This is a genomic window from Microbulbifer guangxiensis (assembly GCF_021729075.1).
Taxonomy (GTDB): Bacteria; Pseudomonadota; Gammaproteobacteria; order Pseudomonadales; family Cellvibrionaceae; genus Microbulbifer; species Microbulbifer guangxiensis.
Genome location: NZ_JAJSAQ010000004.1, coordinates 89,632 through 101,704 on the forward strand (window position 1 = coordinate 89,632; position 12,073 = coordinate 101,704).

Annotated in this window: 10 protein-coding genes; 6 read left to right on the plus strand and 4 right to left on the minus strand. The window is 63.0% G+C overall.

Features of this window, described 5'->3' with window-relative positions; all coding sequences use genetic code 11:
• Positions 1-47 precede the first annotated feature (47 nt).
• A complete protein-coding gene (locus tag LVD12_RS09955; protein ID WP_237067562.1) occupies positions 48-959 on the minus strand; it encodes a glycosyltransferase family 2 protein in 912 nt (303 codons plus the stop codon).
• A gap of 230 nt (positions 960-1,189) precedes the next feature.
• Between LVD12_RS09955 and LVD12_RS09960 the strand changes: the two genes are divergently transcribed.
• From LVD12_RS09960 to LVD12_RS09970, 3 genes are all read left to right on the plus strand, one after another.
• Positions 1,190-2,305 (plus strand): glycosyltransferase family 4 protein, encoded by a 1,116-nt coding sequence (locus tag LVD12_RS09960; protein ID WP_237067563.1) that lies wholly within the window; start codon positions 1,190-1,192, stop codon positions 2,303-2,305.
• On the plus strand, positions 2,302-2,967 hold the full coding sequence (locus LVD12_RS09965; protein ID WP_237067564.1) for a YrbL family protein: 666 nt from the start codon (positions 2,302-2,304) through the stop codon (positions 2,965-2,967). Before LVD12_RS09960 ends, LVD12_RS09965 begins: the two co-directional genes overlap by 4 nt.
• A 146-nt stretch (positions 2,968-3,113) precedes the next feature.
• A complete protein-coding gene (locus tag LVD12_RS09970; protein WP_237067933.1) occupies positions 3,114-4,532 on the plus strand; it encodes a mannose-1-phosphate guanylyltransferase/mannose-6-phosphate isomerase in 1,419 nt (472 codons plus the stop codon).
• A 34-nt stretch (positions 4,533-4,566) separates the two neighbouring features.
• On the opposite strand, the gene LVD12_RS09975 is transcribed toward LVD12_RS09970, so the two are convergent.
• Positions 4,567-5,658, minus strand: coding sequence for a glycosyltransferase family 4 protein (locus tag LVD12_RS09975; protein ID WP_237067565.1), 1,092 nt, complete (start codon positions 5,656-5,658; stop codon positions 4,567-4,569).
• Between the two features lie 21 nt (positions 5,659-5,679).
• On the minus strand, positions 5,680-6,573 hold the full coding sequence (locus LVD12_RS09980) for an ELM1/GtrOC1 family putative glycosyltransferase (protein ID WP_237067566.1): 894 nt from the start codon (positions 6,571-6,573) through the stop codon (positions 5,680-5,682).
• Positions 6,574-6,908: 335 nt separating this feature from the next.
• Between LVD12_RS09980 and LVD12_RS09985 the strand changes: the two genes are divergently transcribed.
• The 3 genes from LVD12_RS09985 to LVD12_RS09995 are packed head-to-tail and all read left to right on the plus strand — an operon-like array spanning position 6,909 to position 10,566.
• Positions 6,909-7,925 carry a glycosyltransferase family protein gene (locus LVD12_RS09985; protein WP_237067567.1) on the plus strand — a complete coding sequence of 339 codons (1,017 nt, stop codon included), beginning with the start codon at positions 6,909-6,911 and terminating at the stop codon, positions 7,923-7,925.
• A gap of 2 nt (positions 7,926-7,927) precedes the next feature.
• Positions 7,928-9,229, plus strand: a complete 1,302-nt coding sequence (locus LVD12_RS09990; RefSeq protein ID WP_237067568.1) for an O-antigen ligase family protein — start codon at positions 7,928-7,930, stop codon at positions 9,227-9,229.
• On the plus strand, positions 9,226-10,566 hold the full coding sequence (locus LVD12_RS09995; protein ID WP_237067569.1) for a UDP-glucose dehydrogenase family protein: 1,341 nt from the start codon (positions 9,226-9,228) through the stop codon (positions 10,564-10,566). Before LVD12_RS09990 ends, LVD12_RS09995 begins: the two co-directional genes overlap by 4 nt.
• 517 nt (positions 10,567-11,083) lie before the next feature.
• On the opposite strand, the gene LVD12_RS10000 is transcribed toward LVD12_RS09995, so the two are convergent.
• Complete coding sequence (locus tag LVD12_RS10000) at positions 11,084-12,040, minus strand: branched-chain amino acid transaminase (protein ID WP_237067570.1); 957 nt, start codon at positions 12,038-12,040, stop codon at positions 11,084-11,086.
• Positions 12,041-12,073 lie beyond the last annotated feature (33 nt).

The following is a 12,073-nucleotide window of genomic DNA, read 5'->3' on the forward strand; positions in this document are numbered from 1 at the left end:
CGGCTATACGCGCAGCCGCCAGATCGAGAATAGCCCAGCGGTGGTGCTCAGGAGTGGGCGCGGCGGTAAAACTGGGACTCGGCCCCAAATACGCCACAGGCCATACCGGCGGAGCGGCAGGCACGCAGCCATGCCCGCTCCCGCTGGCGGCGCACCGCAAGGCTGAGGATACACACCGCTGAGGCCATGAAGAGTTGCAGTAATGCAGACGCCAGCACGTCGACACGCCCGCGGCCGCCAGCCAGTTTCTGCTGGGCCAGGGTAATACCGACGGAATACTTGCGGCGCGCCAACCAGTGCAGGTTGGCGCGAGACTCGGGAATATCCTCGTAGACTACGGCCTCGGCGCAATGGAAGATCGCAACCCCCTGCAGGGAGGCAGCGGTAAAGAACATCACGTCCTCCCCGCCGGCAAATGGACGCGACTCATCGAATCGCAACCCCAGCCTGCGCACTTCGGCCAGGGGGATCAGCACATTGTTAGTGGCGCAATATGGCAGGCGCTCGCCGGTACGGCGCCGCTTGCGGGAGAAAAACATGTTGTAGTAGTCCGGCGCCGATGTGGGCAGCAGGCTGATCACACTGCCGCAAACCACCGCGCCCCCACCCGCACCTCGGGCAAAACTGTACAGTTTCTGTAGCCAGTCAGCGGCCACCCACTCGTCGTCATCGATGAACACCAGGTAATCGGCACCCTTGGCCTGGGCCTCGTCGAGGCAGCGGTTGCGGGCAAAGGGGATACCGCGCCGGGGCTCGGCAGCGTAGCAGATGGGCAGGGGAAAGCTGTTTTCCAGACCGCGGACCACGGAGAGGGCGCTCTGCCCGGGATCGTTGTCCACCACGGTGACGGACACCCGCACCGCATCCGGCAAGTCGACATGCGCGAGGCTTTCCAGCGCGCGGCCCAGCTCCCCGGGCCTCTGGCAAGTGCAGATACAGATGTCCAGCAGTGGTTGCAACGTCAACTCCAGTCACCGGCCAAATCCCGGCAGGCAGCGGCAATGTTCGCCGGGCGGGAAATTCTGGCAGCCTATACCCCATCGACAGGGATGTCTATAATGCCCAGCTTTGCTTCGCCGTGGGTGACAACCTCCCGGAAACCGCTGCACCGGGATCACTGCGCGAAGCCTGTGGGGGCCCGGGACTGATCCGGCGCCACCTGCCCAGGCAAGGCTAATGTGAGGCCCCGATGAAAGTCATGCAGTTGCTGCCAGCGCTGAATTCCGGTGGCGTCGAGCGCGGCACGCTGGACCTCGCCCGCGCGCTGGTCGCTGCGGGGCATGATTCCATCGTCGTCTCTAATGGCGGCAGAATGGTGGAACAGCTCGAACTGGAGGGCTCCCGCCATGTATCCGCCCCCATCCACCGCAAGTCGCTGCTGAGCCTGCGCCAGGTGCGCCCGCTGCGACAGCTGATCCTCGCCGAGCAACCGGACATCCTCCACGTGCGTTCCCGCATACCGGCCTGGCTCACCTATTTCGCCTGGAAAAAACTCGACCTACGCCAGCGGCCCCGGCTGGTCAGCACCGCCCACGGGCTCTACTCGATCAACCGCTACAGCGCCATCATGGCGAGCAGCGAACAGGTCATCGCCATTTCCCGCTGTGTCCGCGATTACCTGACCGCCAATTACAGCCGCCACCTGCAGCGCCCCCCGGAAGTCATTTACCGCGGGGTGGACACCGCCGAGTTCTCCCCGGGCCTGACCCCACCGGCAGGTTGGCGGGAATCCGTGGAGTCCGAGTTCCCCGCGCTGCGTGACAAGCGCTGGCTGCTGCTGCCCGGCCGCCTGACCCGCTGGAAAGGCCAGGAAGATTTCCTTCGACTGCTGGCCGACCTCGAGCGCGATGACCTGCACGGCGTGGTGCTGGGCGGTGCCGAGCCGAACAAACAGCACTACGAACAAGAGCTGCGCCAGCAGGCTGAGGAGCTCGGCCTGCAGGAGCGGGTCTCTTTCGTCGGCCAGCGCAGCGATATCCGCTACTGGTACAGCGCCTCAGCCCTTGTGTACAACCTGTCCAAGCGCCCCGAACCCTTCGGTCGCACCGTGATTGAGGCCGCGGCCATCGGAACGCCGGTGGTTGGCTACGATATCGGTGGCCCGGCGGAGTCCCTGGAGGCGTGCTTCCCGCAGGGACTGGTGCCCGACGGGGATATCCAGGCGCTGAAAAACAAGACCCTCGAGTTGCTTGACAGCGACGCGCGCCCGGTGCTGCAGGAGGAATTCACCCTGAAAGCCCAGGCCGAGCGGACCATGGCGCTTTACGAGCGCTTGCTCGCGGAAAGATCGGGGAGGAATGTGTGATCGATCTCTCCGGACAGTCTCCCTTTGCCAGCGGCGGCAACCGCCACTGCTTCCGGCACCCCCAGGATTCGGGAAAATGCGTCAAGGTGATGCGCACCGGCCGGATCGAGGAACTGCGCCGCCGTGCGCCCTGGTACAAACGACTCGCGGGCAACCGCCGGTTTGATGACAACCTGCGCGAACAGGATGGCTACCGGCAGCGGGCGCTGCGTAATGCCGGGGAGGCGAGCAATGCCTGGCGGCACCTGGCCCGCTGGTATGGCATCGAGGCGACCTCCGAGGGACCGGCTGCGGTCACCGAGCTGGTTACCGACGAGCACGGCCAGCCGGCCATGACCCTTGAGCGTTACCTGCAATGCAACGGGCTCGACGAGACGATTGAGGCGGCTCTGCATCGCTTTGCCCGGTGGCTGCGGGAAACCGGCCTGCTGACCAAGAACATCCTGCCCCACAATCTGGTGATCCGCGAGGAGACCGGTCAGCCGGAACTCGTCCTGATCGATGGCATCGGCTGCGCCGCCTTCCTGCCGCTGGCGGAATATTTCCCCCACTCCCGCAAGCGCTATATCCAGAGGCGGATCGAGCGGATGTGGCGGCGCATCCGCTGGGAAATCTCCGACCGCAACATCACCTGGAAGGAGGCGGAGCGCGGCAACTCCTAGGTACCGTCACTCCCCCCCCGCCCCCTCCCGAACACGCGGGATGGCCCCATCTTCGTCCGGCGTCCATACTGATCAGTCAAGGAATGACAAAGCTGTGGCAATTGCTGCCGCCAATACCCAGCTCGCTGAAAGGGCTCTCCAGAATCATGATTCTGCCCGTGATAATGGCCGGGGGCTCCGGCTCCCGCTTGTGGCCGCTCTCCCGCCAGCTCTATCCGAAACAGTTCCTGCCCCTGTGCGGTGACCAGACCATGCTGCAGCAGACCTGCGCCCGCCTCGCAGGGCTCGAGCACCTGCCGCCCCTGATCGTCTGCGGAGAGGAACACCGGTTCACCGTGGCCGAGCAACTGCGCGCGAGCAGACAGCCCCACGGCGCCATTCTGTTGGAGCCGGCCGGGCGCAACACGGCACCGGCGGTGGCCCTGGCCGCACTGCACAGCCTGGCTTCCGGCGAAGGCGATCCGCTGCTGCTGGTACTGGCCGCCGACCACGCCATCCGCGATACTGCCGCCTTCCTGCAGGCTGCTTCCCACGCCAGTCATTTTGCCAGCCAGGGCGCACTCGTTACCTTCGGCATCCTGCCCACCGCGCCGGAAACCGGCTATGGCTACATTCGCCGGGGCAGCGAAATACACGCCCAGGAGCACGCGGCTTTCAGAGTGGACAAGTTTGTCGAAAAACCCGACACCACCACCGCGGAGAAATACCAGCAAAGCGGCGAGTACCTGTGGAACAGCGGCATGTTCCTGTTTCGTGCCAGCCGCTATGTGGAAGAACTGGGCAAACATCGACCTGATATTTTGAGCGCCTGCGAACGGGCGATGGCAAAAGCATCGCAGGATGCGGATTTTATCAGGCCCGGGAAAAGCGCATTTCTCGAGAGCCCCGAAGATTCAATCGATTACGCCGTGATGGAAAAGACCCACGATGCGGTCGTGGTGCCCCTCGATTGCGGCTGGAGTGACGTGGGCTCATGGTCCGCACTCTGGGAGATCTCCGACAAAGATGAACTGGGCAATACGACCGACGGCGATGTCATCCTCTACGACAGCCGAAACTGTTACGTGCAGAATGATCGCAAGCTCATTGCGCTTATCGGTCTCGACAACCTGGTGGTGGTGGAGAGCGACGATGCCATCATGGTGGCCGCCAAAGATCGTGTGCAGGATGTAAAAAAGGTGGTCGAGAGGCTGAAGTCGGAAAACCGACCGGAGGCCATGGTGCACCGCAAGGTCTACCGCCCCTGGGGCTACTACGATTCAGTGGATGCCGGCGAGCGATTCCAGGTCAAGAGGATCGTGGTGAACCCCGGCGCCCAGCTGAGCCTGCAGATGCACCATCACCGGGCCGAGCACTGGGTGGTGGTCTCCGGCACTGCGCGGGTGACCTGTGGTGAACAGCAGATGCTCTTGAGCGAGAACCAGTCCACCTATATTCCCCTCGGCGTGAAGCATCGGCTGGAGAACCCGGGCAGCATCCCGCTGGAGCTGATCGAGGTGCAGTCCGGCTCGTATCTGGGCGAGGACGATATCGTTCGCTTCGAAGACAGGTACTCCCGTTCCTGAACCCACCCCTGCGCGCCCGCGTCTGATGCGATACCTAACGCAGCGCGCCGAGGAACTGCTCAACGGCGTTGCGCCACTGCCCCTCTCCACGGGCAAGGGCGGCGGCATTTTCTCCCATGCGCCGGAGACGTCCGGGATCATCCAGCAGCGACAGGAGATGGGCGGTGACATCCGCCTGGTCGGCGGCATCACACAGCAGCCCGGTCTCTCCCTCGATCACTGCATCGGCAGCTCCGCCCTCGCGGCCCGCCAGCGCCGGCACCCCATACCAGTTGGCCTCGCGATACACGATGCCGAATCCCTCTACCGAGTCCCCCTCGCGACGCGCCGGCATCACAAACAGGTCTGCCCGGGAAAACCAGGCGGCCTTTTCTGCATCACTCACGGCGCCAGCGAAGTGCACACAGTCCGCAACCCCCTCGGCAGCGGCGAGCGCTTCCAGCCGGGGACGGTCACTGCCCTTGCCCGCCACCACATACAGCACCTGCGGATGATGCCTGCGCACCTCCGGCAGCGCCCGGATCACCGCATCCACCCCTTTGCGGGGCTCCAGACGCGCCAGCGTCAGCAGCAGCGGTTCCCGCCCGGCGATCACTTTGTCCAGTGCTGACAGCGCCTGTGGCTGAGCCTCCGGCTGGGCATCGATGGGTGGATTGATGACGATCAGGCGCGATTCATCTTCCAGATAAGGGCGCACCAGGCCGGCGGTGTAGGCGGAGTTGGCGATCACGCTATCGGCCGCGGCCAGCGCTTTCCGGATCCGTGCACGCTTGGCATCACTGGGGTGGGCGGGAAACTCCATACCGTGAGCGAGCACCGCCAGCGGCACTTTCAGGCCTGCGAGAAGCTCGGCGCTTTTCCAGGAGTCCGCAAAAACGCCTTCGACTCCTCCGGCACGAACTGCAGATCGCACGGCACTCGCCTTGCGCCGGCGACGCCACAGTTTCCAGCCGCCGAAGAAACGTACCTCGTAGGCTCCGGCTGCGGCATCCTCGCCCCCCCCGACCCGATCGGCCAGCACCCGCACCTCGTTACCGGCGCGGCCGATGTTGTCCGCCAGCCCCGCCATCAGGTTTTCGATACCGCCGCGCCGGGGTGGGAAACACTGGGTCGAAATCAGGATCATGCTCACCTCAACAGCGCATGCTCAATCAGCCAGGTGTCCGCTGCGGCGCAGCAGTGCACGCGCACAGAGGACTTCCTGGGCCAGGGGATCCCGCGGCGGCCCCACCGGGACTGCAACATCCTCCACACGGTCGGTCAGCCGCTGCTGATCCACCAGCCTCTGTACCGCGGCGCGCACCTTGTTGGCCCGCCGGCGGCTCGGCAATGTGATGACCCCGACCCGCGCCTCGCTCTGCAGGGCTTCGAAGATCATCGACACACTGTCGCCGGTGACCCAGACCTGCTCCGACTCTGCCAGCTGCCCAGCAAGCCAACCGGGTGGGCATTCGCGCCAGTCACAGATGGTAGCGGATCCGGCCGGCAGGCCCTCGAGGCTGCCTGCCGGTGTGCGCCGGCTATCGGACAGGGTCCAGTCCAGGGGCTCGGACAGCAGGCGCTGCAGGCTACCGTGTACAGCGCTCGCATCCCAGTTGAAGTGCTTGCTCGGCCCGCCCAGCAGGATCAGCCCCTTGCCCGGGCGGCGCTGCCCCCGCGGCAGCGGTTCGGTCAGGGCGCCCTGGCTGAGGATCACACTCTCCAGCGGAGGCGGACGGTCATGCTCGGGGATGATGGCGAAATCGAACCAGTGCAGCGGCAGCGACGGGCGCATCACCACCACACTGCGACCACCGTAGTAGCGGCGCGCAAACAACACCGACCAGTGGCTGCGATGGCCGGCGCCGAGAATAAAGTCCGGCTGCGGCAGTGCGTCCAATTGCCGGTCGAGACCGCGCAGCAGGAGCTTGCCGGGACGGGTAGCGGGGATATCGTGACACTCAACCTCGCGACCGCAGGTACGCAGACCGCTGACCAGCGCCGCCGTCTGCTTTTCGTGGGCGCGATTACCGTCGAGAAAACGCCAGACCGTCAGTCGCAAATGGAGAACCCCGACTCTAGAGATTGGTGTAGAGATTGGTAGTGGGCCGCCGGCCGCGGGAGCCAATGCTACCCGATCACCCTGTACTATAGAACCGGTCACAGGGGCCGCTATTGTGCTCAACCGCTACCCGGCGGGGAACCGCTCTTCCTCACCGGCTGCCAAATGGACGTCTTCCGCGCGCCGCCGGTATAATCCCGACCCAGTATCGACGCCGAACACTTGACCCTTGCCGGCTTTTGCCGAGTCTCGCCGACTAAAGCAGGGAAAGGCCGGAGCAGCAGTACGGCACCCTATGCGGCGTTTTACCCGTTCATCCAGTGTTACCCACCCCTATGCGTATCATCCACGTCGACAATCACCAGCAGCGCAAATATGGCCACACCTCGGTCAGCTGGGCGCTCAAACTGTATAGCGGGCTGATTCGCGCCGGGCACAATGTGCTCGCGTTCAGCGACCGGGATGTAGCCGCATTCGAGGCACCCTTCCGTATTCGCGAACTGGTCAGCCGCAAGAAGGTTAACCAGCGCCTGCTGCAGAGCGTGGAGGCGTTCGAGCCGGACCTGGTGATCTTCGGTCACTGTGACCTGATTGACAACGAGACCTTTGCCGAGATCCGCCGGCTGCGCCCGCAGACCGTGATCGCCGCCTGCAACAACGACCCGCTGTTCGTGCCGCGCAATTCAGACAACATCGCCAGGCGCTGCGAGATCGCCGATGCCATGTTTGTCTCCACCGGCGTCGAGGACCTGAAGCGCTATGAGGGCAAGCGGGCCAGTCTCTGGCATATGCCCAACCCGGTCGACCCATCAGTGGAGACAGCCGATTGCAGCGCGCACAGCGACCTGGAAGTGGACCTGCTGTTCTGCAGCAAGGCCCAGGCGTATACCGAGCGCGGCAAAATCGTCCAGTACCTGAAGGACAACCTGCCGGCTGATTTGAACTTCCGCACCCCGGGCATGTACGACCAACCGACCCTGTGGGGCCGCGACTACGATCACATCCTCGCCAACAGCAAGATGGGCCTGAACCTGAATCGGCAGGAGGGATTCCACTGGTACTCCTCGGCGCGCATGGCACAGCTGGCCGGCAATGGCCTGCTGGTGTTCACCCACGCGGGGGCGCGCTTCGATGAGTTCATGCCGGCGGAGACGCTGGTCTATTTCGACAGTGAGGAATCTCTGCTGCAGCGGATTGTCGAATTCCATTCGGACGACGACAAACGCCGGGATTGGGCCGGCCGCTGCCGGGAATTCTTCCACCGGGAAATCAACAACACCCTGTACGCCCAGTACATCGTCGAGACCTCGATGAACCTGCCGTACAGCCACAACTATGTGTGGATCAAATAATCATGTCTGGATGTAGCAGTAACCCCCATCCGCTTCACGAACTTTACCGCCAGCCTGAGTCCCGCTGGGTCACCGGGCTCATCCGTTTTGCCAGCGCCAGCCTGTTACTGATGCTGGTCGGCTTCCATCTGCTGCCCGATGTGGGTCGCCTGCAGACGGTGTTCTACCTGACCCTGTTACCGGCCACCTTGTTGCTACTGGCCTGGCGGCGGGACTGGGCATTCCTGCGCAGCTGGCAGTTCGCCTGTTTTATCAGCGTGCCCCTGATACTGGCAGTCTCCACGCTGTGGGCCGACAATACGACGGCCACGGTGGAGCGCGATATCAGCTTCTACTTCAAGGTCCTTGCCTACTTCGTGCTGTTTTACTGCGCGCTGTTTCTGGTGATGGAGCAGCGCGGCGACGGGATGCTGCACCGCTGGCTGCGCTGGCTGATTGTGCTCGGTACGGTCTCCTGCGCCGCCTCGCTGGTGGTGTATGGCCTCGATGGCGGCTTCCGCAAGCTGTACCGCATCGGCGGCATCTCGATGCAGAACAATATCGACAAGACCGCCATGCTCTACGGCTTCCATGTGCTGTTCTGCTGTTACGGTCTGTCACTGGATTCCCGCCGCTGGCGCGCACTGTCCTGGCTGGGACTGGGCCTCGGCTGCGTCTATATCGTCGTCTCGCAGACCAAGATCCCGATTGTGATGGCCGCCTTCGCCATCTGCCTGGCCGCGGTGGTGAGCCACTCGAAAGTCCTGCGGGTGCTGGTGATACTGGGCGCGGTTGCAGTCCTGCCGGCAGCCTACCTGCTCCTGTACGGCGACCTGCCGCTGCTGCACCGCGGTGCCGCCTATTCCATTCGCCTGGAGCTGTGGGCCAAGAGCCTGGAAGGGTTTCTGCAGTCGCCGTGGATCGGCAGCGGCCTGGTACACAAGCAGTTCATCGAACTGGACCATGTGCTGCCCCACCCGCACAATTATTTATTAGACGTGGCCCGCTTCGCCGGTCTGGTGGGCGTCGCCGCCTGCCTGTGGCAGCTGCTCGCCATCGCCTTTATCGGCCTGCGCCGCGATCAGCTGCTCAGCTGGGTGCCGGGCATTTACCTGGTCTGGTTCGGCTTCGGCGCCCTCGCCATGCTGATCTACGCCCAGCAGCCGCTGGTCAAACCCAGCTATATCTGGATCTTCTACTGGATCCCGCTGGCAGTCCTGCTGGTGCGCAACCAGCTGGCCTGTCCCGCAGAGAAAACTGCCCCGGACAGCCAGCAAGAACTTTCAAAAATCAGTAATCATCAAACCCTAGAGTCCCACGGATGAATGTCACCGTTTTCGGCACCGGCTATGTCGGCCTGGTGCAAGCTGCAGTGCTGGCGGAGGCCGGCAACAAAGTGGTCTGTATCGATATCGATGAAGACAAGATCGCCCGCCTGAAACAGGGCCATATCCCTATTTACGAGCCCGGCCTCGAGCCGATGGTCAAAGAGAGCATTGCCACCGGTAACCTCTCTTTCTCCACTGACGCCGCCGTCGGCGTCGAGCATGGCGAGCTCATTTTTATTGCCGTCGGCACGCCCCCCGACGAGGACGGCTCTGCCGACCTGCGCCACGTGCTCACGGTGGCCGACACCATTGCCACGCACATGACGGTGAAGAAATACATCATCAACAAGTCCACTGTACCCGTCGGCACCGCCGACAAGGTACGGACAACCGTCAGCAAGCGACTGGCGGAGCGCGGTCTCAGCGACCTGGCCTTCGATGTAATTTCCAACCCGGAATTTCTCAAGGAAGGCTCAGCGGTAGCCGACTGCATGCGCCCGGACCGCATCATCATCGGCACCTCGGAAAAGCAATCCGAGCAAAAGCTGCGTCACCTCTACGCGCCCTTCAACCGCAACCACGAGAAAATCCTGGTGATGGATGTGAAGAGCGCGGAGCTGACCAAGTATGCGGCCAACTGCATGCTGGCCACCAAGATCAGCTTCATGAACGAGATGGCCAATATCGCCGACAAGGTTGGGGCCGACATCGAGGCCGTGCGCCGCGGCATTGGCTCCGATCCGCGTGTGGGTTACCAGTTTATCTACGCCGGTATCGGCTACGGTGGTTCCTGCTTCCCGAAGGACGTCAAGGCCCTGATCTCTTCAGCTCAACAGCTGGGGCTCTCCGCAGAAATCCTCGCGGCGGTGGAATCCCGCAACGAGCAGCAGAAGCACTATATGGCCGAGAAAATTCTCGCCCACTACGAGGGTGGTGTGCAGGGGAAAACTTTCGCACTCTGGGGGCTGTCCTTCAAACCCAATACCGACGATATGCGCGAGGCACCCAGCCGGGTCCTGATGGAGCGCCTGTGGGAAAAAGGTGCCAGCGTGCGCGCCTTCGACCCGGAAGCGATGGAAGAGTGCCAGCGCATCTACGGCGACCGCGACGACCTCGAGCTCTGCGGCACCAAAGAGGCGGCCCTCAAGGGCGCGGACGCCCTGATCGTGGCCACCGAGTGGCAGCAGTTCAAGGCGCTGGATACCGCCGAAGTCAAAAACCTGCTGAAGGCCCCTGTGGTCTTCGATGGCCGCAATCAGTACGAGCCGGAGGAAATGGAGGAAGCCGGCTTCTGTTACTACTGCGTCGGCCGACCGGATACCAGCGCCTGCTGATTGCCACTGTTTTTCACTTTGTATAAGCCCGGGTTCTCCGGGCTTTTCTTTTCTTGGGGAGCGGCGGGTTGCGTGGCGGCAAGCCGCCAGATGGATGCTTCCGAAAACGCACAAGTACTTCCCTGTATGCTCCGGCGGCGACGTCTATGTCGCCGACGGTTTCGGAAGCATCCATCTGGCGCCATGCCTTCGATTCACGTCTCATTGAGCTTATCTAGTTTAGTCCTGGAGCCTGCTGTCCTGCTCTGCAGCAAGACGATCCTCAAGCAACATTGACCAGCCCTTTGCGACCGGATTGATCATGGACTGCCCACAAAGCCTGGAACCGAAGGAGGGGTGCCGGGGGCGACCTTTCGAAACCGTCTGTGACAGGGACGTCACAGACGGAGCTACAGGGACGTACTCGTGCGTTTTCGAAAGGTCGCCCCCGGTGCCCCGCCGCCACCGCACTGGACCATCACCCTCAAACAAAAAAGCCCGGACATGTCCGGGCTTTCAAACCAAAACTGGCACTCAATTAGGCGATCTTCGCCGTGACCTCCGGCGGCTGGTCCACTACGTCGGTCAGCCAGCCGCGGTGCGCCGCGCTGCGGCCCTGCACCACATCGAAGTACAGCTCCTGCAGGCGCTTGGTGATGGGACCGCGGCGGCCCGCGCCAATAGTGCGGCCGTCCAGCATGCGGATCGGCAGTACTTCTGCGGCAGTACCGGTGAAGAAGGCCTCGTCGGCGATGTAAACCTCGTCGCGGGTGATCCGTTTTTCTACCACCTGGTAACCACATTCGCGGGCCAGTTCGATCACCGTGTTGCGGGTGATGCCATCGAGACATGAGGTCAGCTCCGGGGTGTAGATCACGCCATCGCTGACAATGAAAACATTCTCACCACTGCCCTCGGCCACGTAACCCTCGGGGTCCAGCAGCAGGGCCTCCTCGCAACCGTTGCGGATCGCCTCCTGCAGGGCCAGCATCGAGTTGATGTAATTGCCGTTGGCCTTGGCCTTGCACATGCTGATGTTCACATGGTGGCGGGTATAGGACGAGGTGTTCACCTTGATACCCAGCTCCCGCGCCTCCGGACTCATGTAACTGGGCCACTCCCAGGCGGCCACGATCACATGGGTCTGCAGGGAATCGGCGCGCAGGCCCATTCCCTCGGAGCCGTAAAAGGCCATCGGCCGCAGGTAGGCCTCGCTCAGGTTGTTCTCCCGCACCACCATGCGCTGCGCCTCATTGAGGGTCTCGGCATCATAGGGCATGGCCATATTCATGATCTTGGCGGAGCGGAACAGACGCCGGGTGTGGTCGTGCAGACGGAAGATACTGGCGCCGGCATCGGTTTCATAGGCACGCACGCCCTCGAACACCCCCATGCCGTAGTGCAGGGTGTGGGTCAGCACATGAATGCGGGCATCCCGCCAGGGAACCAGCTCGCCATCAAACCAGATAACGCCGTCGCGATCGGCAAAAGACATGGAAAACTCCTACAAATCCGCAAATCGGATTCC